The organism is Paenibacillus sp. FSL F4-0122, from assembly GCF_038002845.1.
GTDB classification, from domain to species: domain Bacteria; phylum Bacillota; class Bacilli; order Paenibacillales; family Paenibacillaceae; genus Paenibacillus_AQ; species Paenibacillus_AQ odorifer.
Window position 1 is genome coordinate 1,620,714 of record NZ_JBBODI010000001.1, and the last position, 25,295, is coordinate 1,646,008.

The 25,295-nt window shown below is 47.4% G+C and carries 21 protein-coding genes and 1 pseudogene; 5 read left to right on the forward strand and 17 right to left on the reverse strand.

Annotated features, from left to right (window positions below; genetic code table 11):
• Nucleotides 1–27 precede the first annotated feature (27 nt).
• From MHH49_RS06825 to MHH49_RS06855, 7 genes are all read right to left on the reverse strand, one after another.
• On the reverse strand, nt 28–1,320 hold the full coding sequence (locus MHH49_RS06825) for a stalk domain-containing protein (protein ID WP_036679904.1): 1,293 nt from the start codon (nt 1,318–1,320) through the stop codon (nt 28–30).
• Nucleotides 1,321–1,426: 106 nt separating this feature from the next.
• Nucleotides 1,427–1,684, reverse strand: a complete 258-nt coding sequence (locus MHH49_RS06830) for a hypothetical protein (protein ID WP_036679858.1) — start codon at nt 1,682–1,684, stop codon at nt 1,427–1,429.
• Nucleotides 1,685–1,699: 15 nt separating this feature from the next.
• Nucleotides 1,700–2,584 carry an inositol monophosphatase family protein gene (locus tag MHH49_RS06835; protein WP_036679857.1) on the reverse strand — a complete coding sequence of 295 codons (885 nt, stop codon included), beginning with the start codon at nt 2,582–2,584 and terminating at the stop codon, nt 1,700–1,702.
• A 268-nt stretch (nt 2,585–2,852) separates the two neighbouring features.
• Complete coding sequence (uvsE, locus tag MHH49_RS06840) at nt 2,853–3,860, reverse strand: UV DNA damage repair endonuclease UvsE (protein ID WP_036679855.1); 1,008 nt, start codon at nt 3,858–3,860, stop codon at nt 2,853–2,855.
• The gene (locus MHH49_RS06845) at nt 3,857–4,174 is read right to left on the reverse strand and encodes a hypothetical protein (RefSeq protein WP_036679853.1); all 318 of its coding nucleotides are present in this window, start codon (nt 4,172–4,174) and stop codon (nt 3,857–3,859) included. Before MHH49_RS06845 ends, uvsE begins: the two co-directional genes overlap by 4 nt.
• A gap of 44 nt (nt 4,175–4,218) precedes the next feature.
• Nucleotides 4,219–5,310, reverse strand: a complete 1,092-nt coding sequence (locus MHH49_RS06850) for a D-alanine--D-alanine ligase (RefSeq protein WP_036679852.1) — start codon at nt 5,308–5,310, stop codon at nt 4,219–4,221.
• Nucleotides 5,311–5,330: 20 nt separating this feature from the next.
• Nucleotides 5,331–6,362 (reverse strand): amidase domain-containing protein, encoded by a 1,032-nt coding sequence (locus MHH49_RS06855; protein WP_080742388.1) that lies wholly within the window; start codon nt 6,360–6,362, stop codon nt 5,331–5,333.
• 453 nt (nt 6,363–6,815) lie between these two features.
• Here MHH49_RS06855 and acnA point away from each other — a divergent pair, with 453 nt between their 5' ends.
• Nucleotides 6,816–9,557, forward strand: coding sequence for an aconitate hydratase AcnA (gene acnA / locus MHH49_RS06860; RefSeq protein ID WP_036679848.1), 2,742 nt, complete (start codon nt 6,816–6,818; stop codon nt 9,555–9,557).
• Between the two features lie 1,741 nt (nt 9,558–11,298).
• Here the strand turns inward: acnA and MHH49_RS06865 are convergent.
• Entirely contained in the window at nt 11,299–12,042 is a 744-nt protein-coding gene (locus MHH49_RS06865) for an IclR family transcriptional regulator (protein ID WP_036676839.1), read from the reverse strand.
• A 296-nt stretch (nt 12,043–12,338) separates the two neighbouring features.
• Here MHH49_RS06865 and MHH49_RS06870 point away from each other — a divergent pair, with 296 nt between their 5' ends.
• A complete protein-coding gene (locus tag MHH49_RS06870; protein WP_139329954.1) occupies nt 12,339–13,379 on the forward strand; it encodes an alpha/beta hydrolase in 1,041 nt (346 codons plus the stop codon).
• On the opposite strand, the gene MHH49_RS06875 is transcribed toward MHH49_RS06870, so the two are convergent.
• Nucleotides 13,380–14,756 carry an MATE family efflux transporter gene (locus MHH49_RS06875; RefSeq protein ID WP_036676836.1) on the reverse strand — a complete coding sequence of 459 codons (1,377 nt, stop codon included), beginning with the start codon at nt 14,754–14,756 and terminating at the stop codon, nt 13,380–13,382.
• A gap of 255 nt (nt 14,757–15,011) precedes the next feature.
• Between MHH49_RS06875 and MHH49_RS06880 the strand changes: the two genes are divergently transcribed.
• Nucleotides 15,012–16,190, forward strand: a complete 1,179-nt coding sequence (locus MHH49_RS06880; RefSeq protein ID WP_036676833.1) for a Fe-Mn family superoxide dismutase — start codon at nt 15,012–15,014, stop codon at nt 16,188–16,190.
• A gap of 118 nt (nt 16,191–16,308) precedes the next feature.
• Here the strand turns inward: MHH49_RS06880 and folE are convergent, their stop codons facing one another.
• From folE to MHH49_RS06905, 5 genes and pseudogenes are all read right to left on the reverse strand, one after another.
• Nucleotides 16,309–16,902 carry a GTP cyclohydrolase I FolE gene (gene folE / locus MHH49_RS06885; protein WP_036676830.1) on the reverse strand — a complete coding sequence of 198 codons (594 nt, stop codon included), beginning with the start codon at nt 16,900–16,902 and terminating at the stop codon, nt 16,309–16,311.
• Nucleotides 16,903–16,947: 45 nt separating this feature from the next.
• Nucleotides 16,948–17,199 carry a YneF family protein gene (locus MHH49_RS06890; protein ID WP_036676828.1) on the reverse strand — a complete coding sequence of 84 codons (252 nt, stop codon included), beginning with the start codon at nt 17,197–17,199 and terminating at the stop codon, nt 16,948–16,950.
• Between the two features lie 129 nt (nt 17,200–17,328).
• A pseudogene (gene queG, locus MHH49_RS06895) lies at nt 17,329–18,525 on the reverse strand (tRNA epoxyqueuosine(34) reductase QueG); the annotation flags it as partial.
• A 35-nt stretch (nt 18,526–18,560) separates the two neighbouring features.
• A complete protein-coding gene (gene lepB / locus MHH49_RS06900) occupies nt 18,561–19,169 on the reverse strand; it encodes a signal peptidase I (protein ID WP_038568612.1) in 609 nt (202 codons plus the stop codon).
• Nucleotides 19,170–19,360: 191 nt separating this feature from the next.
• A complete protein-coding gene (locus MHH49_RS06905; protein ID WP_036676822.1) occupies nt 19,361–19,780 on the reverse strand; it encodes a GNAT family N-acetyltransferase in 420 nt (139 codons plus the stop codon).
• A 483-nt stretch (nt 19,781–20,263) separates the two neighbouring features.
• Between MHH49_RS06905 and MHH49_RS06910 the strand changes: the two genes are divergently transcribed.
• Complete coding sequence (locus MHH49_RS06910; RefSeq protein WP_341138059.1) at nt 20,264–20,872, forward strand: superoxide dismutase; 609 nt, start codon at nt 20,264–20,266, stop codon at nt 20,870–20,872.
• A 738-nt stretch (nt 20,873–21,610) separates the two neighbouring features.
• Here MHH49_RS06910 and mutY read toward each other — a convergent pair.
• Together mutY and acpS are read right to left on the reverse strand one after the other, a co-directional pair.
• Complete coding sequence (gene mutY, locus MHH49_RS06915; RefSeq protein WP_341138060.1) at nt 21,611–22,894, reverse strand: A/G-specific adenine glycosylase; 1,284 nt, start codon at nt 22,892–22,894, stop codon at nt 21,611–21,613.
• Between the two features lie 37 nt (nt 22,895–22,931).
• Nucleotides 22,932–23,330: a holo-ACP synthase gene (gene acpS, locus MHH49_RS06920; protein ID WP_036676819.1), complete on the reverse strand. Its 399-nt coding sequence runs from the start codon at nt 23,328–23,330 to the stop codon at nt 22,932–22,934.
• A 209-nt stretch (nt 23,331–23,539) separates the two neighbouring features.
• On the opposite strand from acpS, the gene MHH49_RS06925 reads away from it, so the two are divergent.
• Complete coding sequence (locus MHH49_RS06925) at nt 23,540–24,367, forward strand: alpha/beta hydrolase (RefSeq protein ID WP_036676817.1); 828 nt, start codon at nt 23,540–23,542, stop codon at nt 24,365–24,367.
• Nucleotides 24,368–24,461: 94 nt separating this feature from the next.
• On the opposite strand, the gene nadE is transcribed toward MHH49_RS06925, so the two are convergent.
• Nucleotides 24,462–25,271, reverse strand: a complete 810-nt coding sequence (nadE, locus tag MHH49_RS06930; protein ID WP_036676815.1) for an ammonia-dependent NAD(+) synthetase — start codon at nt 25,269–25,271, stop codon at nt 24,462–24,464.
• Nucleotides 25,272–25,295: the final 24 nt, after the last annotated feature.

Below are 25,295 nucleotides of genomic sequence, written 5' to 3' on the forward strand. Positions count from 1 at the left end.
ATTTCTTATGATGTATAGTATGCAGCTTTATGGATTTATGAAAGCAGTTCGCAGTTTGCTGCTGTAATTAACATCGAATCCAAGTCCTGTGGCTAAAGCGGCAAGGGGTAAGTAGGTTTTGTCCTCCTTGCCTACCTTTTGCAGAAAAGCTGGAGTATCAATAGCCACGTTCTCTCCATTCACCTTAATAAATTTCGAGCCAATGGTGATCACAACGGTTCTTCCGCCATACACGATGGTAGCGCTGGAGGTTTTGTTATCCCACTTCCCGCTTGCGCCCACGGCATTTAGAATATCTTTTAGCGCCAAAAAGTTCTGCCCATTTTTAAGGATAGGCTTATTGGGTGTATTCAACTCCACGCCCTTCACTACAATCGACATCGGTACCGATGCAGTAGCCATTGTAGCTACAGTAGGAACACGATACTCTCCCCATTGTAACTCCGCGAAAACCTTAGCAATAGTCTCATATCCAAGCTGCGTTGGGTGAAAATCAGTTTGCCCTGCTCCAATAATATGTGTCAGCGAGCCTTCTACCCCGGCAAACTTTGCCGCAACATGAGCTACAAGCACCTTCGCTCCCTCTTGATTTACGCTTGCAGCTACACTATCCGCTGCTTCCGTAAATTTGCCCGCTGCCGTCATTAGTCTGTTGTACATTTGACCAAGCGCGACCTTAGGGGCAGGTTGATATTGATCGGCCAGTATAATCGTCGCTTGCGGACTTACCGCACGAATATTCTCCAGCACTGCCTTCACATTTGTTTGATAATCCGCTAACCGCTGGTCCAGCTGTGTTTGGAAATCCGCATCCGTCAGCTCCTTGAACTGCAAGAACAGACTGCTTACATCATTCCCACCAATCGTAATGGTAATCAGATCAGCTTCCTTAAGCTCTGCTGCGATCTGCGGAGTTAGCTTCACGAACTGCTCTATTCGTGGATCTGGGAGACCTGCCTGAACTCCGTCAGCAGTAATCACTGAACCATCCTTGATTGCTCCTGTGTAATTACGTAATCCGGCCGTAGTCAGCCCTAGGATACCATAATTAGTAAGTGCACTTCTGCCATGATACCAGCCCTGCTCAAGCAATCTCTCCGCATAGCCGTATGGCTTGGTATTCACGTCCGTCATTCCTGGCTCGTAGCCAGCAGTAATGGAATCACCTAGAGCTACGATGCGAAAGACATCCTGCCCAGAGTCTTGTATTGCAGTCGTGTCAGCCGCATTTGCCGTGCCTGCTCCTACGCTAATCAGCGCAGATAACAAAAGCAGGCTGCTTATGCCAGCTGCCCAAATTTTTTTCCAATTGCCTAGCATCGTATCCCTCCCAAATTGTTCTAATTCCATTCTACCATCCCAGGGTAGCAACGCAAAAGAGCGGCCTCCTATATTCAGGAAACCGCCCCTCGCAAATCACTGGCTATTATTTGTCTGAATCTTCATCTGACTCTAACTTCTGCCCTGCACGCTCCAGATATTTATCATAACGGTCATCCAGCTCATATCCAATCTTACGATAACGCAATGTTTCTTCCACAATAGGATCGAGCGTAGTCTGAATACGAATTTCATATTTAGGTGAGATTTCCCGGATTTCTTTAGCCGTACGATCGCCTTGTTCCATCTCACCATCTACCAACATTTCGCTCAGCTTGCGTTCCAAATCATCCTTCTCACTCATGCTGTATCGTCCTCCCTAAAGCTTATATCCTGTTGCTTCAGCATTCTTCAGTGACGAAACCAAATATTCGTGAATGTGGCCATTACTTGCTACTACATGGCGTGTACCAATATCATATGAACGTCCTAGGGTATCCGTAATCTTGCCTCCTGATTCAAGTACAAGCAGTACTCCTGCTGCACAATCCCAAGGGCTTAAGCCCACTTCCCAATAGCCATCTACCCGGCCTGCCGCCACATAAGCTAGATGTAGAGCAGCCGCGCCTCCGGCACGAATACCACGAATCTGCGGAAGAATACTTTGCAGTCCGGCCATATTCACAGGTTGTGCAAACTCACGATCCGGCGGAAAGCCCATAGCGATCAGGCTGTCCCCAAAATCAGTCTCCGTAGAGACCGAGGTAGGAACACCGTGCATGTAAGCTCCCTTTCCTTTTTCAGCGACGAACATTTCATCACGAGTCGGATCATAAATAACGCCTACTGTTAGTTCACCGCGAATCACCAATGCTATGGAGACACAGTAAAAAGGAAATCCGTGTACGAAATTAGTCGTACCATCTACAGGATCTACAATCCACAAATATTCATGTTCACGAGCTTCTTCCAATGCAGCGGTAGCCGCTGCTGCTCCCGGGGAAACCCCTTCTTCCCCGAGAATGGCATGGTCGGGAAAATGTGTCAGGATCAGCCTGCGAATCATTTGCTCAACGCCTTTATCAACTTCCGTAACCAGATCTTGTGCTGAAGTCTTTGTATTCAGCTCCTTCACGAGACCCTGTCTGCTCTTTATCCATTCTCCTGCTTTGGCAGCCGCATTAATGGCCACCGCCGTATGTCCCTTGCTTGTTACTACATAGGGTTCACGTTCATTCTTACCCTCTGGATTTAAAGGACTCATATCTTCACTCCACTTTCTTGAACATAATCGCCAATGGCTTTAATTCTAAAGCAATCCTATTCACAATACCGTGCAATACGTCAAAACGTTCCCCAAGTTCCCAAAGTTCCGCCAAAAGAGGACCCAATTCTCACCTGCGAGCATAAATGCCCTAGGTCCATATAAAGACGATAAGCGATTAAAGTTTCATTCAACGTACCCTATTTCAAGTTACATATCAAGTCATGATAGGACCCGTATTCGGGACCTATCTCCTTATTTTCATTGTTTAAGGTTCAATATTCACGCTTGCCCCATTTAATAAGGAAATTCCGTTACCAGCCTCAGCCAGCTCCTTCATAGCCTCCATCAATCCAAATAACGCGCCATCTTTTAGTTTCGCCTCAATCATAACATCGACAGCAGGCGTATCTGCGGCAATACGTTTCAGAAAAGCCAGCAAAGGCGCAGGTTCCACGCCATCCGCATGGCTGCGCGGATCAGACGGGCTGCGCGGACTGGATACATGAATCTTAGGCGGCAAAAGCTCTCCAGAAGGAACGTCCTTCTGTGCTAGCTCGCTTCGCCATGTCTGCAAAATGTCAGGCCACAGCTCCCAAGGGAGCTCTCCTTCATTATTCACCCATTGGTGGTGAATATCCAGCACCATCGGTAATCCTACGCTCTGACTGACTGCCAGTGTCTCCGGAGCTGTAAATGTCTTATCGTCATTCTCCAGCGTTATACGCTCCTGCAGCGCTGCCGGCAGCGCGCGGAAATGCTCCTCGAATCGCTTCGCCGCTACAGGCTTGTCCCCATAAGCTCCGCCAATATGGATATTGTTCTTCGCCATGGCAGGAAGCCCCATAGCAACCAGCATGTCCACATGGTACTGCAAATCCCGTACGGAGTTTATCAGCACCTCCGGACGGGGTGTACTAAGTACTGTAAAGTGATCTGGATGAAAAGAAACACGCAGCCCGTGCTTTTTCACATATTGGCCCACTTCCGCAAATTCCTCGGCGAGCGCCGCAAACGGATTCCAGTCCTGCAAATCCGGATGCGTCGCCAGAGGAATGATTTTGGAAGTGAGGCGGTACACCATGATGTCCGAAGCCACATTATGCTTCATCAACCGCAGCGTATTATGCAGATTCATTCTAGCGATGTTCTCCAAACGCCGAAGTGCCGCTTCACGGTCATCCAGCTTCTTAAAAGAGGCCATCGTCATTGTCTTAGATGGGGAGCAGTCTTTGATAACGGTGGACATCGCTACATATCCGAAGCGGACAATCATCCCTGTGCTCCAAAAAACATTTCCTCAGCCAAAGCCGTCTGCACTCTGGACTCTTCTTCATTCAGCTTACGCACAAGCTCCATCTCTACCGCGGTAACCTCATGTCCTTGAAAATTAATCTCTGCAATCGAGGCTGAAATTTTGACAATGGCTACAGCTACGTTCTCAGGGGTGTAAGCAATAACCTTCTGACCTGTTGGATACACACGAAAGCCTTGTTTCACCATTTTGGTGCGCCCATATTCCAGCAGCTCGTACAGCTCTTGTTCACTCTTGAATTTGCAGACGGAGTTGAATTCTGTTTGAAAACCCATGTTCTTCTCTCCTTCCAGTCGGGATATTCCCGCTATAGCTTCTATTACTCGTTGTCGTACTTAAGACCTTGTTTAAAATTATAGCGCTCCAAGGCTAACTCAATCATTCGGTCTAACAGAGCTCTATAAGATACACCCGTCTCACGCCACAATAGCGGATACATGCTGTAAGGAGTGAAACCAGGCATCGTGTTCACTTCGTTAATTAGAATTTTACCATCCGATTTTCGCAAGAAGAAGTCTGCCCGGGTAATTCCACTGCCCTCAATCGCTCGAAAAGCAACTATCGCGGACTCCCGCAAACGATCGGCCACTTCAGAATCCACTGGTGCAGGAATCATCATTTGCGATTTGCCGTCCGTATATTTGGCTGCGTAATCATAATATTCACCAGAAGAAACGATTTCACCCGGAACAGAGGCTTCTGGTTCATCATTTCCAAGCACGCCAACCTCTACCTCACGCGCATCCACAAACTCCTCAATAATAACTTTGGTGTCATAACGGAAAGCAAAATCAATTGCTTTTACAAGACTATCCTTATCAGCAGCCTTAGAAATACCTACACTTGAGCCTAGATTGGCAGGCTTCACGAATACCGGATATCCCAGTTTATCCTCTACACCAACAATCAACTCATGACGTTTTCTTTTCCAAGCGCTGATGTTGAAATAACAATACTCGCATTGATCCAGGCCGGCATCAGCGAACAGCTTCTTCATGACAACCTTATCCATACCTGCCGAAGAGGCAAGAACACCAGCACCGATGTAAGGAATATTCGCCATTTCGAACAACCCTTGAATCGTTCCGTCCTCACCATACGTGCCGTGCAGCAGCGGGAACATTACGTCCACTGTTTTGTCCGCACCGGATAACCCACTAAATACCACGTTCAGGGCTGTGCCCATATCTTCGGTCGCTTCTGCAAGCTTGAGCTGCTCCACTTGGCTGTAAGGCGCTGATAACTTCTCTCCAACCTTCCACAATCCCTGTTTTGAAATGTAAAAAGGTATAATCTCATATTTATCATAATCAAATGAGTTCATCACGGCAAAAGCCGTCTGTAGCGATACCTCATGTTCTCCTGATTTGCCCCCGTACACCAGCCCTACGGTTAGTTTTGCGTTCCCCATTCCCTTAACCTCTTTCTGTACTATAAGTAGTCGTTAATATGAAAAAAACGGTATTTCGTTTGATCAGTCCATGCGTAGGAATCACGATAGTCCCAATAGCGATGACGGCTGCTAACGGTACGTGCATTCACAAGCGGCATGCCTCCTGCATCAAAAGCTGTGACGATTGTGCTGTGCTGATACTGCCCGTTGCCATCCCAGTCATATTGAATGATATCGCCCAGCATCAATTGCTCCGGCCGCTCCATGACTTCCGCACGCAAGCCACTGCTCCGACTTCCGCTCAAATAGCGTTGCAGACTGTCTGATACAGCCCAGCTATAGCTCCACCATTCTTGTTTGCCTTGGTAACCTTTGTACCACCAGCCCGTTTCTCTTTTACCAGTATAGTTGATAGGTGCTCCCCCTGCAAAGAGACATTGGGAGACATAATTTGTGCAGTCCACCTCGAAGGTTTCGAACTCCGGATTGCCGTCTTTCCACCAGCGGTCGGCATACGCCACAGCTTCTTCACGGTTATAACGAACCTCTCTTGAACCGGCAATTTCTCCGAGAACATTCCGGTTAAGCAGGGGCTGTGATGGCAGCGGTGCCGGCAAAGCCTCTCCCCATTTGGATAGTCTGCCCGATAGCTCTACCTCTGCCCGATGAACCGTATTTCTTTCAGGGACACTTCGTTCCACACCAGCAATCTCCCAGCCCCCACCGTCCCGTACAAAGGTCAGCCGCTCCAGCTCGATAATATCCTCGCGGTGGTTAACACCGCCTTTTTCATAATAAAGCGCACTATGCAGTGTAACCTCTGCTACTACCTCGGTCGGAGTCTGCCGGACGGTCCGCAAAGTCTTAACCCCTGTCTCTCCGCGCAAAGGAGTTATCCCACGTTCTTTATACCACTCAGCAAGACGTCTTGAACGCTCCCCTTGTTCTACCAGAAAACGCGGATCCTTAACGGACACGGAAACGGTATGCGATGATGACTTAGGCTCCACCCTGGCCTTATTCACTTGATCAACATATACATAAAGACTTTGCTTCCACTGTTGTTCCATTATACTCGCGCCCCTTCTTTCCCTTTTAACTGCTGTTCTATGTATATGAAAGGAAACAGGCCGCTATACAGATCGGTTGAATAGTTAAGGATGTTTCAAGCAAAAACTCTAACCCCAAGTACGACATCTCAATCAAACATCGACAACGAGGACCATATCACCTAATAACTGAGGAAGAGAAATTCAGTGTGCATTTCCCCTAATAAATAAGTAAAACCAAGGATTCCGGTGAATTCCTTCGTATTATCTCCTTTTAATGGCTCTTTTTGAGGTAAAAAGAATATCCCGAAACGATACAATATAACAATGGAAGGGTAGCTTGGCATTTTCTCAGGCATAATTCGGGCTTTAGATGTAGGAAAAAAAACTTTACTCCCCACTTTGTAACCGTTATAATTAAGCTAGAAGCAATTTGAAATTGGGTTTCATTAGACGAAACAAGGAGGCGCATATATGCCAAGCAAGGATCATTTTTCATTGGCTCGGACCCTGGAATCAGGCGGCAAATCTTATCGCTATTATGATCTGAAGTCCCTTGAGGAACAAGGATTGGGCTCTATTTCTTCCCTGCCTTTTTCGATCAAAGTCCTACTAGAGGCTGCTGTTCGTCAGTTTGACGGACGGGCAATTACTGAAGAACATGTGAAACAACTGGCCGATTGGTCAGGTGACATTGACCGTAATAAAGAGATTCCATTTATCCCTGCTCGTATCGTGCTTCAGGATTTCACCGGAGTTCCGGTAGTCGTGGATCTCGCAGCTATGCGTGATACTGTAAAAAAAGCCGGAGGAGATCCTAAACAGATCAATCCGCTTGTCCCGGTTGACCTTGTAATTGACCACTCTGTCATGGTTGATGCTTTCGGTACAGCAGACGCCTTGGAATACAATATGAACGTTGAGTTCGAACGCAACGAGGAGCGTTACCGTTTCCTTCGTTGGGCACAGACAGCTTTTAACAACTTCCGTGCAGTTCCACCAGCAACAGGTATCGTGCACCAAGTAAATCTAGAGTATTTAGCTTCCGTTGCCACTACCAAAACTATCGATGGTGAAACTGTCGTTTATCCAGATTCCCTTGTAGGAACGGACTCCCATACCACGATGATCAATGGTCTTGGTGTTGTGGGCTGGGGTGTAGGCGGTATTGAGGCTGAAGCAGGAATGCTTGGACAACCGCTCTATTTTGTTACACCTGATGTAGTGGGCTTCAAGCTTACAGGCAGCCTTATCGAAGGGGCTACAGCAACGGATTTGGCACTGACAGTAACTGAAATGTTGCGTAAAAAGGGCGTAGTCGGCAAATTCGTCGAATTCTACGGACCCGGCCTTGCTAACATCAGTCTGGCTGACCGGGCAACTGTTGCCAACATGGCGCCAGAATACGGAGCAACTATTGGTTTCTTCCCTGTAGATGACGAGACACTCGCTTATCTTCGCAGCACTGGACGTCCGGATGATCTGGTGGCGTTGGTTGAATCTTATTACAAAGCACAAGGGATGTTCCGTACCTCGGATACGCCAGACCCTGAATTCAGCGATGTGATTGAGCTTGACTTAGCTTCTGTCGTTCCTAGCTTGGCTGGACCTAAACGTCCGCAAGACCGGATCGAACTTACGCATATGAAGGAAAATTTCGAAGGTATTATCCGTACACCTGTAGACAAAGGCGGTTATGGTCTCAGCGATGAGAAAATCGCTCAAGTCGTAGAAGTACAGCACAAAAACGATACCACTAGCAAGCTCAGCACAGGTGCAGTCGTAATCGCAGCTATTACTAGCTGTACGAATACTTCTAACCCTAGCGTTATGCTTGGAGCAGGTCTTTTGGCGAAAAAAGCTGTGGAACGTGGTCTGACCAAACCGGCTTACGTTAAGAGCAGCTTGACTCCAGGATCCTTGGTGGTTACTGAATACCTGCAAAAAGCAGACTTGCTGAAGCCACTCGAAGCACTGGGCTTCTACTTGGCTGGTTATGGCTGTGCCACTTGTATCGGTAACTCCGGTCCATTGCCTGAAGAAGTTAGTCAAGCCATTACTGACAATGACATGACCGTAGCCGCAGTCATCTCTGGTAACCGGAACTTTGAAGGCCGCGTACATGCTCAGGTAAAAGCAAACTACTTGGCTTCACCGCCGCTCGTAGTTGCTTACGCACTGGCTGGTACAGTAAATATCGATTTGCAGACTGAGCCACTTGGATTTGATCCGCAAGGTGAGCCAGTATTCCTGAAAGATATCTGGCCAACTACTGCTGAAATTCGTGAAGCCATTGGTCTCTCCCTTAGTCCGGAGATGTTCCGTAGCAAATACGAAAATGTATTCACCGCTAACGAACGTTGGAATTCGATTCCTGTTCCGCAAGGCGAGCTGTATGAGTGGGATGATAATTCCACGTACATCCAGAATCCGCCATTCTTCGAACATCTGGCAGACGGTCTGGGAGACATTAAGGAAATCAAAGATGCACGCGTTCTAGCGCTGCTTGCTGATTCCGTGACAACCGACCATATCTCACCAGCGGGTAATATCTCTACCTCTGGTCCTGCTGGCGAATATTTGCGCGATCATGGTGTAGAACGTGCAGACTTCAACTCCTACGGCTCCCGCCGCGGAAACCACGAAGTCATGATGCGTGGTACGTTCGCTAACATTCGGATTCGTAACGCAGTAGCTCCTGGTACGGAAGGCGGCGTTACTACCTTCTTGCCAAGCGACGAAGTTATGTCCATCTATGATGCTTCCATGCTCTATCAGGATGCTGGACAAAATCTGATCGTCATCGCTGGTAAGGAGTACGGTACAGGAAGCTCACGTGACTGGGCAGCTAAGGGTACGCTTCTGCTTGGCGTTAAAGCAGTTATCGCTGAAAGCTTTGAGCGGATTCACCGCAGCAATCTGGTCGGTATGGGTGTACTCCCACTTCAATTCCAAGAAGGCCACGGCTGGAGCAGCTTGGGACTGACCGGACGCGAGACCTTCAATATTACTGGTCTCGATAACAACGTGGCACCAAGTCAAGAGCTAACTGTCACGGCTACCCGTGAAGACGGCACACAATTCGATTTCCCTGTCATTGCACGACTCGACAGTACAGTCGATATTGATTACTATCGCAACGGCGGTATCCTGCAGACTGTTCTTCGCCAGATGCTGGCAGATGCTACAGACTCTTCCGCGGTGTCGGTAGAATAGGTTTAAAGTAACTTAAAAAGGGACTGTTTCACGGCCATGAGTGGCTGTGAGCAGTCCCTTTTTTATGGGGTGGTTCCAGCAGCCAATTTGTGGCGGGTGGGGTGGTTCCAACAGCCAATTTGTTGCGGGTGGGGTGCCTCTGACTGTTGGACGTTCACTATTGTTGCGTTGCCTCAGGGGACGCCTAGGATTCCAGCGAGTTCGGACTCAGATGACTCTAAATGAACAAATTCACGACTTTTGGCGTGTGATCGGACTCAGATGACTCTATTCGCTCAATTATCCGACTTTTAGTGTGCGATCGGACTCCATAGTCGCTATTGGCATAAAAACACGCTGAATGTTTCCGTTTTGGTCGAATAGCTGCACTGGGGTCCGAAACTACGGCAAAATGGCCTTAAATTCGCAAATAGTGTCCCCTGAGTCCGCACGCCTCAGGGGACGCCTAGGATTCAGCGCTATCGGACTCAGATGACTCTATTCGCTCGATTATCCAACTTTTGGCGTGGGATCGGACTCCATAGTCGCTATTGGCATGAAAAACACGCGACAGGAGATCATTTGGTCGAATAGCTGCACTGGGGTCCGAAACTACGCCAAAATGGCTTTAAATTCGCAAATAGCTTCTTCTGAGTCCGCCCGCCCTAGGGGACGCTTAGAATTCGGCGCTATCGGACCCAGATGACCCTATACGCTCGATTATCCGACTTTTGGCGTGCGATCGGACTCCATAGTCTCTATTGGTATAAAAAACATACTAAAGGTTCCCGTTTTGGTCGAATAGCTGCACTGGGGTCCCAAACTCTGCCAAACTGGCTGTAAATTCGCAAATAGCGTCCCCTGAGTCCGCACGTCTCAGGGGACGCTTAGGATTCCGCGCTATCGGACCCAGATGACTCTATACGCTCGATTATCCGACTTTTGGCGTGCGATCGGACTCCATAGTCGCTATTGGCATGAAAAACACACTAAAGGTTCCCGTTTGGGTCGAATAGCTGCACTGGGGTCCGAAACTATGCCCAAAAGGCTTTAAATGGGCAAATAGCGTCTTCTGAGTCCGGAAGCCTCAGGGAAGATCTAAATAACAACCCGAGATTACTTGTGTACGAGTTATGAGATACGTGGGTTCGTGGGTTCGTGAGTTCATAGGCTCGTGGGCTCGTGGGTTCGTGGGTTCGTGAGTTCATAGGCTCTTGGGTTCGTGGGTTCGTGGGTTCGTGAGTTCGTGGGTTCATTGGCTCGTGGGTTCGTGAGTTCGTGGGTTCGTGGGTTCGTGGGTTCGTGGGTTCGTTGGCTCGTGAGTTCGTTGGCTCGTTGGCTCGTAGGTTCATTGGCTCGTGGGTTCGTTGGCTCGTGGGTTCGTTGGCTCGTGGGTTCGTGGTGGTTTCTCTACCCTCCCTCCCCTCCGTCCCTCTGCCTATCTAGGCCCTGGGTTCAAACGCTCGTGCCTCAGCATTACGAGTTACTGAGGCTCCCAAAGGTACGTATATTCACTGAAGCTCACCATACAAACGCAAGGTGGGGGAGCCGTTAGCCGTTAGTTAGTCATCAGTTAGCTGTTGATTAGCCGTCAGTTACGCATCTATCATCCCATCAATTACCCGTCAGTTAGCCATCAAGCCATCGTTTCCTGCCACTTTACCCACAATCGACTAAGCATCCCTCCCCAAAACATCAAAACAGCGATCCTCCAGTAACGGAGAGATCGCTGCTTAGTTTCTTATATGTGTCAGCCAGCGAATTAAGGAATCATCATGCCCATTTCACTAGCCGCTTCCTTCAGTACCGCGGCATATTCCACTAACGTATCCCTTGATAGGCGACTTACTGGACCTGACAGTGATAACGCCGCGATCACATTTCCACTGCGCCCCGTAACAGGCACCGCCACCGCGGCCGCGCCGGGCTCGCGTTCCTCGAAACTGGTGGCATATCCGAGCCGGATAATGTCATTAAGCTGCTCTTGATAGACATCCTTCTCAACGTAGTCCGGCCATCCCGAACTCTCCAGCAATTCTTTCAGCACCTCTGGAGGAGCATAGGCTGCCAGCACTTTACTTGATGCGCCCACAGATAAAGGCAATCTCGCACCGATCTGCGCCACTCGCCGTATGGCCTGCTGACTCTGAACCGCCTGAATCCGCACACGTTCTATGCCGTCGCGTAAGTATAAACTAACGGTCTCCCCTAGCCGATCCCGCAGCCGTTCCATTGACGGCAACAATACCGCAGCCGACTCATCAAAAGCAGGCAAATGCGTAGACAATTCCCAAATTCGTATACCCAGGCTGTATTTCTCAGTGGCCGGATTACGAATGAGGAAGCCCTTTTCCTCCAAGGTTGCCAGCAGCCGATGGACGGTACTTTTATGTAAATCAATCTTTGAAGCGATCTCCGTCAACCCTAAATCTCTGTCCTGCGTAAAACAAAGCAATATATCAAGCGCACGTTCTACCGCACGCACTGTAAGCTTTCGGTCCTCCATGACAATCTCCCCCTCGTGTTTCATCAAATGAAACTCGGTTACATTATAACTAACTCTATCTTAGTGCAAAACTCTATGGAAAGTCCAGTATATTCACTCCTCCGGAGTTGTGCCAAAAATGTGCCGGAAAAGGTTGGGCTGCACTTTACAGTTACATTACAAAAGCGTCTAATTCATTGACTTTGTAAGGGCTTTTTCATACGATTAACATATTAAATTATCTACTGATGCTTTAGAATCATTTTTACAAATTCTTCTAGGCACTAGTACTCACTTCATTCTTAGGAGGGGACCATATGGATCTGGCAACTCGCCAAACCGGCACAACCGTCTCCCGTCGACCTAAACTACCTAAACAAGGCAGTTCGTCCCGGCTATCGCTGCGGATGATTCGTGTGAAGCATATTATCGTTGCACTGCTATTATCTATTTTTTTCTTTTTAGCCTTCTGCTTTGTCTCACTTCATGGCTATATCGCCTGGGTATTATCTAATCCAACGGTCGCACCTCTGTATTCCAATCCCATGCAGGCCAAAGGTCTCGCATACGAGGATGTGACGTTTCCAGCTAAAGACGGCAGTCGAATGATGAGCGGCTGGTATATTCCCTCCGAAGGGGCTACCAAAACGATCGTGTTCAGCCATGGCTATGGCGCCAACCGTGAAGAATCTTGGGTACCTATGTACGATCTCGCTCACTATGCACACAGTCTGAATTTCAATGTCGTGATGTTTGATTACGGCTTTGCTGCCCAAGGCAACAAGGATATTGCAACCGGGGGTAAAAAAGAATCCCAGCAGCTTCTAGGCGCTATTGATTTTGCTAAGGAACGTGGAGCTGAGGAGTTAGTTGTATGGGGCTTCTCCATGGGAGCAGGCACAGCACTGCAAACAGGATTAGTATCAGAGGACATTGACGCGATGATTCTGGACAGTACCTTTTTGTTAGAGCCAGATACGCTGTATCATAATATTAAGCAAAATATTGATCTGCCCCGCCAGCCTTCCCTGGCGATTATGGAAATGCTGTTCCCAGTTCTGAACGGTACGGGGCTGAATCAAATTCCTTATGCGAAGGTCAAATCCGAAGATTATCCTTTCCCTATTCTACTCATGCATGGAACCGAAGATGATAAAGCTCCTTATCCTATTGCAGAAAAGCTGGCCGCGAACCAAAGCAATCCGTTCTCAGATTCCTGGGTCGTAGAGGGCAGCCATCATGAATTGCTGTTCCGTGAGCACCCGCGTGAGTATTTGCGGCGAGTCTCTGCTTTCTTAGGAAATGTTCAACTAGCCAAAACCTACAATGGCAACCAGCCGGCGATGGCAAGTAACTAGTTAAGCACTACAATCCGCCTCTGTCCCCTGATGGGTCAGTTGCTTCAACCATTTACCACGGCGAAAACGCACGTAACCTATAACCAATCGAACAGCCTCTTCCAGGGACAGAAAGAAGTATACCCAGGGAAGAGGCTGTTTCCATCCCCATGACAACAGTAGCCCTAGAGGCACCCCAAGCAACCAAGTTGTGGAGGCTTCCATAATAAAGACGAACTTACTATCGCCACCACTCTGCAGAATCCCTCCCGCAATCATCATATTGCCCACCTTTATCCATAAAAAAAGAGCAAAAAAGCAGATAACAGAAGTGGCCATTCGGCGTTCTTCCACTGTTAAGTTAAAGGCTGAGACGTAGAGCGGGGCTAGAACAGCAATAAGAACACCAAGCAGCAATGAAATCCCTACTCCTATTCGAACAAAAAAACGAGCATACTGAAAAGCACCTGCATTATTATTCTCTCCCAGCTTATGTCCGACCATAATCCCAGCTGCACCAGAAAGCCCAGCCAGAAGTCCAATCGTCAACCCCTGCAGCGGAAAGGTCACTGTCATAGCGGTCATCTCTGCTGTGCCCATACGGCTATATATTACGGAATAACAAGCTTCACCTAAAACCCAAACCAATTCCGTTAAAACAATAGGCGCTATCGTTCTTAAAAAAGGTATACACAGCGCTTTCGAAAACGAACTCAGCTCCTTAATTCCTCCGGCACCCGGCAGTTTCCCGCGATACACAGCTCCGATGATCAAGGTACTTTCGACTATACGTGAGATTAACGTTGCATATGCCGCACCTGCAAGTCCAAGCTCTGGAAACCCCCAATGCCCAAAAATAAGCGCATAGTTTAAAATAATATTCAGTCCTACAGCAGCTATGCTCACACCCATTGGATACTTTACATGTCCTGAATTTCGTAGAACCGCCGAATAGAGCATCGTCAACATCGTTGGAATATAACTGAGGGCAACGATTTTTAGAAAAATGTACCCCTTCTCCAACACTTCTTTATCCGTTGTAAAAATAGACAGGCATAGCCGAGGGTTGAAAAAAACAACTATCGTAAATGAACCCGACAATATCAGGCCAATTCCAAGACTTAATCCCAGTAGTGGTGTGATGCTCTTTCGATCTTTACTCCCCCAATATTGAGCCGCGTATATGGCAAGACCCGTAGCAAGACCCGCCAGCACCACCGAAATCACGCTATAGATTTTACTAGCCATACCAACCGATGCGATCGCCACACCCCCAAGCTGCCCTACCATCAATTGATCTACTAAATACAGCACCGCCATGACTAGACTTTGGAGGGATATCGGTACCGCTAATTTTAACAGCTGATTATAAAATTGTTTCTTCTCAAGCTTGTTCATACCCTCATCTCATTTCTCAAAGTTTTTCTACTACCCCAAAGAATTTCATTAATCGGTCCACACGACAAAAAAAGGTACACCCTCCTTTTCGCGAGGTTGTACCTTTCGGTATCATTTCCTTTATTTTCCTGTATTATTTCACCATATCAAACGGTTGTCAACGATATTATTATCGCGTTCTTATGCTCTTCATAAGCTATCATGAGCACACATATAATGGACTGATGAAGACATATCACGGGAGGTTTTCTTGGAATGTTATATGTATACGGGCCGATGCTGCCAGTACGTATTTTAGAAGAAATCGTATTCTGGAAAACACAAGAGAAAGAGCATACCGAGGTTATCAAAGCAATCGTACCTAACCTGGAGGAACCCTATGTTAAACTGCTGGATGAATGGGCGGTGGTCTTCGGTGCCACAGAGATGGCCGCTCAACAGTTATTGAATTCTGCCCTCTCTGCTTCTCCACCAAGTCAGGCTGAACTCACTGCGGAAACAGAAAAGCTGCTGCACATCTCCTGTACCCAATCCCAAGAATTTGTTCGGCAGCTTTTTGCCATCATGGAAAGCAGCGCAGCCGTCAAAGCCGTCCCCCTTGCAACCACTGTGATCCTGCATATTATTCGCGAATCAGAGTATTTCCTTGCCGTACTGCACACTCTGAGCTCGCCCGGACAGCTCACGCAAATTATGAGAGATTATACAGCAGCCGACAATGTCGTAAGAACAGAAGAGGACAATGGCACGCGGAATGAGGGACTTATTCCTTCTACAGATACTATCCTTGATATTCGTGAAATGAGTGCTGTGCCAATTGGCGGGCATACACTGCCTCCATTGCCTTATGCTTATAATGCGCTGGAACCATACATCGATGAGAAAACCATGCGGATTCATCATGATAAACACCATCAAAGTTATGTAGATGGACTAAACAAAGCGGAGAACAAGCTAGCCGAGGCTCGCAAGAAAGGAGATTTCGATCTTGTTAAGCATTGGGAACGGGAGCTAGCCTTTAATGGGGCTGGCCACTATCTCCATACAATCTTCTGGAACGTAATGTCACCTCAAGGTGGCGGGCGTCCAACTGGAGCCTTACTGGAAGCCATTGAACAAAGCTTCGGCAGCTATGACAACTTCAAGAAACAGTTCACAGAAGCTGCGAATAAGGTTGAAGGTGGCGGCTGGGCTATTCTCGTCTGGAGTCCACGCAGTCATAGACTGGAGATTTTGACTGCGGAGAAACATCAGAACCTGTCACAATGGGACGTTGTTCCGTTACTGGCTCTGGATGTATGGGAGCATGCCTATTACCTTAAACATCAGAATAATCGGGCCGATTATATTGAGGATTGGTGGAAGGTCGTTAACTGGCCTTACGTCTCAGAACGTTATGCTGCTGCCAGTAAACTGGCCTGGAAGCCCTTTTGATATTATTTCAATTCACAGTGAACATCACTCTTATTCCCACAGCCTGACCAAAAAGGACCCATCATTCACATTACGTGAACGATGGGTCCTTCCAATTTCGAGGTATGCACCCCGATATTTATTCCTTAATCAAGCTTAGAAACTCCGCACGAGCGGCGGCATCCTCACGGAAGACCCCTCTAGTAGCCATAGTTACCGTTTTGCTGCCTGGCTTCTTCACTCCGCGTGCACACATACACAGATGCTCTCCCTCCACAACAACCATAACACCGTGGGGGCCTAACACCTCCGTCATAATATCAGCAATTTGCGCCGTAATGCGCTCTTGAACCTGTAGACGCCGGCTTACTGCTTCAACAAGCCGAGCTAATTTGCTGAGCCCAGCAATACGTCCGCTCGGAATGTATCCTATATGCACTTTACCAAAGAAAGGAGCCATGTGGTGTTCACATTGGCTGTAATAGACGATATCCTTAACGATCACTAGCTCTTCATGAGACTCATCAAAAGTAACGCCGAGCGCCTCGCGGGGATCTATCGAATAACCGCCGAATATCTCCTCGTACATCCGCGTAACACGTGCCGGTGTTTCCAGCAGTCCCTCGCGGCCGGTATCTTCACCGATTAATTCTAATATTTTCTCAACGTGATACTCGATTTGCTCACGGTTCTCTGCAACTTTACCGTTCACATATTCCTTGATGTTCCCCATGATGTCTCCCCCTTCCGCACCCGTATACATGTTATCCGGACCCGGTTACTTACTTCTACGTTTATTCCCTTTAGCTGCTCCAGGGCGCGCACCTGGCTGTCCCTGAGTCTTCATCATTTGCTGGGCACGCTGCATTTGCTTCCCGTTCAGGTTATAACCCATTTGCTTTGCAACCTTTTGCAGCATTTCAGGATCATTCTGCATGTTTGTCATTTGTTTGCGCAGATAATATACACCGATGAAAAAACCACCGATGAGACCTACGACCAATGTAATAATAGGTAATGCGATACTCATCTAAAGCCCACCTCTACACTCTATTGTCTGCATCGCCATATGGCACGCGAATCTATCATAGCATTTCAGGAACTGGACAGCAATTGGCAATATGCAACCTGTCTATGAACTTTTTCCTCCATTAATATCGCTGTCCTCCCGTGCCTTCTTCCCAGTAAGGAGCACATCCTGCGCCCGGCTTAGCATTTCCCTCACCGTGCCATCCTCCTCGCGCTCTAAACCCGCTTCTACAGCCGCTAGAGCCTCATCACCGCCAATACGTCCAAGCGCCCAAGCAGCAGTGCCCCGCATCTCTGGCCGCGGTTCTTTCAGAACAATTTCTGATAGCTTTGGCACAGCCCCGGCTTCCTTGAAATTGCCTAGGGCAATGATCGCATTTCGCTGCATCGGCTTTTTGCCTCTCCAGGCTGCTGAGCTATTGCCGAATCTCTCTTTGAACTCACGATTGCTAAGATCCAGAATCGGCAGCAGCAGCGGCTTCACGATTTCAGGATCAGGTTGCATCTGAGGGCGATGATTCCAGTTCTTACCTCTATTCTTGGGACATACAATCTGGCAAGTATCACAGCCGTATAGACGGTTGCCGATCTTGGTCATATACTCCTCGCTGAGGAACCCTTTAGTCTGCGTCAAAAAAGAAATACAAGCCTGTGCGTTAAGCTGCCCCGGACCCACCAGCGCTCCGGTCGGACAAGCATCAATACACTTGGTACACTCCCCGCAGCCTTCTTCAACAGGTTCATCCGGAGCAAAAGGAATGTTCGTAACCATTTCCCCAAGATAAATCCATGATCCCCATTTGGGTGAGATGATGGAACAGTTTTTGCCGCTAAAGCCTATTCCCGCTCTTTCCGCGACCGCTCTATCTACTAGAACACCGGTGTCCACCATACTTTCCAGCACAGCCTCCGGTACACGCTCGTGAATAAATTCCTCTAGCTTACTTAAGGCTTCCCTCAGCACATGGTGATAATCCCTGCCCCAAGATGCCCGGGCGAGGATGCCCCTACGTGCACCCGGCTCAGATTTAGGAGGGTTCTCCATTTTAGATGGATAAGCTACTGCAATCGAAATAATAGATAACGGCTTGTCTCCAGAAGACAATGCTGGAACTGTCCTTTTATCCAGATCGGGTTCCTCGAAGCCAGATTCATATCCTTTGTCCCGATGGTCTTGCAGTATATTTTTTAAATATAAAAAAGGTTCTGCTGTTGTAAACCCGATATCATCAATACCGAGTGATATCGCAGCCTCCTGAATCTCTGCTTTAAGCTGTGCCCACTTGGAAGGCGGGGGAGCATACGATGACTGAAATGTATTGGTCATTTCCGCCTTCTCCTTTCATATCTTCGCTGACTTTCTTATAATCTATTCAGTTTTGACAGAGGCCACCATATATAATCAGCCCTGCCGACAATCATATCCTGTGAAATAGAGCCGAAGTAACGGCTGTCCTTGCTGGCTGAAGCATGACGGTTATCGCCCATTACAAAATAATTGCCACTTTCCACGGTTAACGCTGCAAAATCCGGATCTTCAATCTCAGTATCAATATAGGGCTCATTCACTATTTTTCCATTTACGTATAACTGATGATTCCGTACCTCTATGATATCTCCAGGTATGCCAATCACCCGCTTCACTAAATACTCCTTATGACTAGGTCCGGTACTTGGATCATGAAGAATGACAACATCACCATGTTTTGGATTTACGAACAGCAATGAAATTTTATTAATGAAGAGCCTTTCTCCTTCCCAGAGTGTTGGCTGCATAGACTGACCTTTAACTGTTGATATATTGAACACAAAAACATTAAGAACAGACATCACAGCAAAAACAATCACAGCTGTAAGCAGCCAATCCTTCATTTCCGAGACCAAACGACCGCCCAGGGAAGTCTTGGATCTGGAGGATCTATGTCTTTGTTTCCTATTTCTCGTGTAATCTACTTGGGGCTCCTGATTCAATATGTCACCTCTTGTTCTCAATAATTGAAGATTATACTTGCAGATATTATAACAATAAAAAAGCATATCTCCCAGCCATTAGCAATGGACTTCTGGGAAATACGCTCGAGTATGAATGAAACAGACTATATCGTCAGCTATAGTTCTTTTTTCTAGAAAATGTTTCCGCTTTCGCAGCTGAGCGATCAAAATTACCCAACAATGCTCAGCTTCCGGACAGATTTGAAGATTTGATTCTCGCTATATCCCATAGCTTCATACAATGGCAAAGCAAAAGAATTATGCTCATCGACGGCTACATAGATACCACTGACTTTACGAGCTTGAAACCTGGATTCCATAGCCGATACCAGACTTCTGCCGACTCCTCTGCGGCGATAATCAGGATGTACAGCAATCCGGAAATAACAACCGTGGTTTTTCTCAATCGTACCAATCAGTGCTCCAACAATTTCTTCTTCATCTTCCGCAACTACAATGAGATCTGAATCCCATGAAAGCTGCCTGGAGAAAGGCTCGATAGTGTTCTCGAAACACTCTTCCGATAATGCGGTTTGCAGCAAATCAGTCACAGGGCTAACGTCGCTTAATTGAAAGGAACGAACGTGCATTCTTTAAAATCTCCCTTGTCTATGGCTTATGAATTTAACAAAAAGAAGGGGTTCCCTTAACATAGAGAAAATAAAAAAAGCATCAAATACCGAGGAATACCTGCTTTTAAATCTATTAAAGCACACTTTTCTCATGATATCATCATTTTTCTTTTGAAAGCGCTTAATATCAAGCGTTTACATTTTAGATGGGGTTCATTTCTTCATTAAAAGGGTATTTATAAGGATATATGTCTATAGGATTGGGGACTATTTATTTTAACATTCCAAATACAATTGTAAAACCCTTTCCCTCTCCAATTATACTTTATAAACATTTATGTTTGTTTAGTGTTGCATTATTGGTCTAGATACGGTTTAATTAAGGTATCCTATCGGGCGAATACCCTATAGTACATATTTACAATAAAGGATTTTGACGTTAGTTCGCCAGAATTCTTTATCTATAACAAAATTCTAATATAACTCAGGAGGGATTTTTCCATGGCATTTCAATTACCGGCACTTCCTTATCCGAACAACGCACTCGAACCACACATCGACGCATTGACGATGGAAATTCACCATGACAGACACCATAACACATATGTAACTAATCTGAATGCAGCTTTGGAAAAAGCACCTGAATTGCAAAGCAAAAGCATTGAAGAGCTTCTTACAGATCTGAACGCTGTACCTGAAGCTATCCGTACTGCTGTTCGCAACAATGGTGGCGGACACGCTAACCACACCCTGTTCTGGGAAGTTATCGGACCAAACAGCGGCGGCGCACCAACTGGTGCATTGGCTGAAGCTATCGATAAAGAACTGGGCGGATTCGAAAAATTCAAAGAAGATTTCGCAGCAGCAGCAACTACTCGTTTCGGCAGCGGCTGGGCTTGGCTAGTTGTTAAAGATGGCAAACTGGCAGTAACAAGCACACCTAACCAAGACAACCCAATCAGCGAAGGCGCTACTCCAATCCTCGGATTGGATGTATGGGAGCACGCTTACTACCTGAACTACCAAAACAAACGCCCTGATTACATCAAAGCGTTCTGGAACGTAGTAAACTGGGAAGAAGTTGGAAAACGTTACGAAAGCGCAAAATAAGAAATTACATTTGGCTTAAGCCATTGAACTAAAAAAGAAGGTATCTCAGAGCCGAATTGGCTATGGGATACCTTCTTTGTTTAGGTTGGATAGAGAGAGAGATAAAGATAAAGATAAAGACAGAGACAGAGATTGATTGAGATCCTCCCAGACACCGCATTTCACGCCGCTTGCGTCGCTTAAATGGATACACTGGATCGGAATAGATCGGAATAAATCTATACTCGGCTTACGAAAATCTGCTTTTGGAGTCGCTGAGCAATAGATTAGGGAATAACTCCCTGAAAATCAGCGATAGGCTCCATAAACACATGTAATTAGGGAAATACTCCCTAAAAATCATCCGTTATGGGCATAAAACCGATATTCGCCAAATTATTAGGGAGGTTTTCCCTAAAGTGATCAATTACAAGCCAAATCGACCTTTTTTTAGGGAAGAATTCCCTAATTAAATTTCACTCACTCTCGTAGCCATAGGAACACCAGAAGAATTTAGTTGGAACAAGACTGAACTAGTCTGAGCCAAATAAACAAATATTTGCTACGAAGAGACTGAAGCATACAACCATACTTAAGAGCATACAACCATACTCAGGTGCATACAACCATACTCAGGTGCATACGACCATGCTTAGGTGCATAAGACCATGCTTAGGTGCATACGACCATGCTTAGGTGCATACATCAAACTCAGGTTTTGTACATTTAGTAGTTTAGCAACACAACACGGCGAATCTTCTACTTCTCTAGTTTCGCCCGCTCTTCCTGCTCATCAAAATAAAGGTTCAGTAGCTTCAGAAAAACGTTAGGGAACGCATAGTTAGCCATGTCTTCGCGGCTGATCCAGCGCACTGCTCCGCCGTCCTCTGGACTAGCGTTCCCGTCCTCAAATCTCTCGATAGGCATGCTGCTGTCGATCCCTGAGAACAAGTCCGCATCCGCGTTGTACACCACCCGTCCTTCTGCCGCTATCGGCAGCGGAAGGGCGTCCTCTACGCTGCAGCGGTACACCTGCAGCGTCCACACGATATGGCTGAAGATATGCTCAGCAGCCATCCAATGCTTTTCAGGCCGGGCAGAGATCCCGGCCTCCCGCAGTGACCGGCGCAGCCGGTCCAGCGCCGCTGCTTCCGGCAGCCGCGCGCCTTTGGCGCCGCCTTCCACAGGCGGCGCCGGCCAGTGCGGCAGCTCCCACATGCGGGCTAACAGCCCGCTTTGTGGCCGCTGCCGGATGAGCACTTGGCCCGCGTGGGCACCGCGGCCCTCGATTAAGGCCGCCAGCCGCTCCTCAGGGCGCGGCGGCTTGGCCTTGGTCTTGATGGGCAGCGAAGTCTCGCAGCCCGCCAGGCGCGCGGCGCAATGCTCCATCACCGGGCAGGTTAAACAGCGCGGTGACTTAGGAGTGCATACGAGCGCCCCGAGCTCCATCAGGGCCTGATTAAAGGATGCCGCTTCCCCCTCCGGGATCAGTTCAGCTGCCAGGTGCTCCATTTTTACGCGGGTGGGTCCCTTGGCGATATCATCCTCTATCAGGAAGTATCGGGACAACACCCGCATCACATTGCCGTCGACCGCTGGCTCCGGCCGATTGAACGCAATGCTAAGGATAGCCCCTGCCGTATAAGGTCCCACTCCCTTTAAACTGAACACAGCCTCGCGATCATTCGGCACCTGCCCGCCATACAGCTCTTTGACCTGTTTGGCCGCATGCTGTATATTGCGAGCACGAGAATAATAACCTAAGCCTTCCCAGCACTTAAGCACGTCCTCTTCTGGTGCATCGGCGAGCGACTCCACGGTAGGAAACCTTTCGATAAACCGATTGAAATACGGGATTACCGTATCCACCCTTGTCTGCTGCAGCATTATTTCGGAAATCCAAATATAATAAGGATTGCGGTGCCGACGCCAAGGCAAATCCCGTTTCTGCCCTTGATACCACTCCAGCAAATGATAGCTGAAATATTGCTTAGCCTCCTGCAGCTCCTGTTCCTCTTGAACTTGTATATCTTGTTGTGTCATTATAACGCTCCTTGCCCTTCTATAATCAGGGTTCAATTTATGAACCTAGCCCTTCCACGACGGCAAAAGCCGAAGCCAAATCACGGCCATGTGTTATCGTAAGATGAATGTTGTACTTCTGTCCATCTGGAAGATTTAGTCTGCTCCAGGCTTCGCACGATAAAGTCACCTCTGGCTTTCCTTTAGCATCAGGCAATATCTCAATATCCTGAAAACCAACTACATTGCCGATGCCACAGCCTAAAGCCTTCACAACTGCTTCCTTGGCAGCAAAACGCCCGGCTACGAACTCAGCCAACCTCCCGCTTCGCTCTTCAGCAAGTTGATATTCCTGCTCTGTTAAGACGCGCTGGTTAAATTTCTTGCCCAGTCCTCTATTTATTACCTCTGAGATTCGTTCAATTTCTAACACATCATGTCCAATTCCGTAAATCAACACTTCACGCTCCTTATGGACGTGTATCCCATTTTGCTTCAATAATGGTATGATCAATCATATGAAGTATTATTAAAAGTAATAGTCCTGCAAGATTCTTTCTGCTATCTTAAAAGAAAATGCGCTTTAAGTCTAATAAGTCTATCCAGCGACTTCACGATAGACTAGCTGATTTACTTCATTTTTATATATGGAGAGGGGATTACCCTATGAATCATCGTAATTTTGAAATACCTGCCGGTGACGGAGCTGTTCTCCGCTGCTCGCACTTCCCTGCCCAAGGCAAAGCCAAGAGTGTTATTGTTATTGCCCATGGCTACAAAGGTTTTAAAGATTGGGGAATGTTTCCTTACATAGCCACAACTCTCAGCCAGGAGCATGAAGTGATCACTTTTAACTTCTCTCATGCTGGCATCGGGGAAGATCTGCTGCATTTCACTGAGCTTGAGAAGTTCGCCCGCAACACCTATCGCCGTAGCTTAAAGGACATGGAAATCCTGTTATCTTATCTTAGCCAACACCCGAAATTCGGCAGCCTGCCCTTATTCCTTCTCGGCCACAGTCTCGGAGGGGGAATTTGTTTGGTCTACACGCTTGATCATCCCAATGAGATCAGCGGAGTAATCTCCTGGAACGGGGTTACGAAACTCGATTTGCTGACGGAAGAACAAAAGCAGCAGATGAAGGAAACAGGAAGAACCTATGTCCTTAATGGACGTACTGGCCAACAAATGCCGCTGGATGCTGTAATTTTAGAAGATATGGAGAACAACAAAGAACGCTATAACATCCTTGAACGCATACAGAAAGCGTCCTTCCCAGTTGTTCTTATTCAAGGCAGTCAAGATGGAGTACATCTCCGCCAAGGGTCTGAGCATCTCATCAAACTTCGGCCAGATATTAGCTGGGTGCAGGTTCCTGAGGGTAATCATACGTTCAACACTGTGCATCCTTTTGCTGGCACGACTCCGCAATTAGAGCTCGCGATTGCTGCGACAACTAATTTTATCGATCAGACACTTACGCTTACAGAATAATTATTCTTCTTAGTCTATCCAGCTATCCAACTCACAAAAACCGCCACGAGCTCTGCTGCTACGCAGACCCGTGGCGATTTCTAGTTCAACTATTCTAAATCCCCGGAATAACATTACGCTTATGTGCCGTTCTCCGGTAATAATTCTCAAGCTTCTCAGCTACCTCAGGATTAACCTGTTTACCTTCCAGATAGTCGCTGTTATCGTCATAAGTAATGCCCAGCTCGGTTTCATCCGTCTGCCCCGGCCATAAGCCCGCCGTAGGTGCTTTTGTGACAATATCCGCAGGCACACCAATATGTGCAGCCAGCTGACGTACCTGACGTTTATTAAGTGTGGATAGTGGTGTAATATCTACAGCGCCATCGCCCCACTTCGTGTAGAAGCCGGTAATTGCTTCAGAAGCATGATCCGTTCCTACTACAATCAGATTGTTCTCAAAAGCGAGTGCATATTGCATAACCATACGTGTTCTGGCTTTAACATTTCCTTTGCCTTGATGCGTCATATGGCGGTGTTGGCCTATTGATTTCAGACCATGCTCAACTTCAAGGGCAATTTCATTTACAGCTTCCTCAATGTTGGTCTCCACAGTGTGAGTCAGATTAAAAGCTTTAGCAACATCGTAGCTGTGCTCGATATCTTCCTGAACCCCATAAGGCTGGAATACTCCAAGCGTCATATACTCTGTGCCTTTTTCTGCCGACAGCTCGTCCGTAGCCTGTTTACAAAGACCCGCGGCTACCGCACTGTCCACTCCACCACTAATGGCGATCAATAATCCTTTAGCCCCTGCGTTCAGCACGTACGACTTTAAGAAATCAACCCGTTTGCGTGCCTCAACCTCTACATCAATCGTTGGCTTCACGCCAAGATCCGCAATAATTTCCTTCTGTAAACTCACCAAACACACCTCGTTCCATCAGAA

Coding starts and splice junctions, on each gene's coding strand:
- MHH49_RS06835 (WP_036679857.1), bottom strand. CDS start 2,584: ATGAGTCCTTTAAATCCAGAGGGTAAGAATGAACGTGAACCCTATGTA.
- MHH49_RS06830 (WP_036679858.1), bottom strand. CDS start 1,684: ATGAGTGAGAAGGATGATTTGGAACGCAAGCTGAGCGAAATGTTGGTA.
- acnA (WP_036679848.1), top strand. CDS start 6,816: ATGCCAAGCAAGGATCATTTTTCATTGGCTCGGACCCTGGAATCAGGC.
- uvsE (WP_036679855.1), bottom strand. CDS start 3,860: ATGATTGTCCGCTTCGGATATGTAGCGATGTCCACCGTTATCAAAGAC.
- MHH49_RS06875 (WP_036676836.1), bottom strand. CDS start 14,756: ATGAACAAGCTTGAGAAGAAACAATTTTATAATCAGCTGTTAAAATTA.
- mutY (WP_341138060.1), bottom strand. CDS start 22,894: ATGACACAACAAGATATACAAGTTCAAGAGGAACAGGAGCTGCAGGAG.
- MHH49_RS06850 (WP_036679852.1), bottom strand. CDS start 5,310: ATGGGGAACGCAAAACTAACCGTAGGGCTGGTGTACGGGGGCAAATCA.
- MHH49_RS06825 (WP_036679904.1), bottom strand. CDS start 1,320: ATGCTAGGCAATTGGAAAAAAATTTGGGCAGCTGGCATAAGCAGCCTG.
- MHH49_RS06865 (WP_036676839.1), bottom strand. CDS start 12,042: ATGGAGGACCGAAAGCTTACAGTGCGTGCGGTAGAACGTGCGCTTGAT.
- MHH49_RS06855 (WP_080742388.1), bottom strand. CDS start 6,362: ATGGAACAACAGTGGAAGCAAAGTCTTTATGTATATGTTGATCAAGTG.
- MHH49_RS06910 (WP_341138059.1), top strand. CDS start 20,264: ATGGCATTTCAATTACCGGCACTTCCTTATCCGAACAACGCACTCGAA.
- MHH49_RS06845 (WP_036679853.1), bottom strand. CDS start 4,174: ATGGGTTTTCAAACAGAATTCAACTCCGTCTGCAAATTCAAGAGTGAA.
- MHH49_RS06925 (WP_036676817.1), top strand. CDS start 23,540: ATGAATCATCGTAATTTTGAAATACCTGCCGGTGACGGAGCTGTTCTC.
- MHH49_RS06880 (WP_036676833.1), top strand. CDS start 15,012: ATGTTATATGTATACGGGCCGATGCTGCCAGTACGTATTTTAGAAGAA.
- MHH49_RS06890 (WP_036676828.1), bottom strand. CDS start 17,199: ATGAGTATCGCATTACCTATTATTACATTGGTCGTAGGTCTCATCGGT.
- MHH49_RS06905 (WP_036676822.1), bottom strand. CDS start 19,780: ATGCACGTTCGTTCCTTTCAATTAAGCGACGTTAGCCCTGTGACTGAT.
- MHH49_RS06870 (WP_139329954.1), top strand. CDS start 12,339: ATGGATCTGGCAACTCGCCAAACCGGCACAACCGTCTCCCGTCGACCT.
- folE (WP_036676830.1), bottom strand. CDS start 16,902: ATGGGGAACATCAAGGAATATGTGAACGGTAAAGTTGCAGAGAACCGT.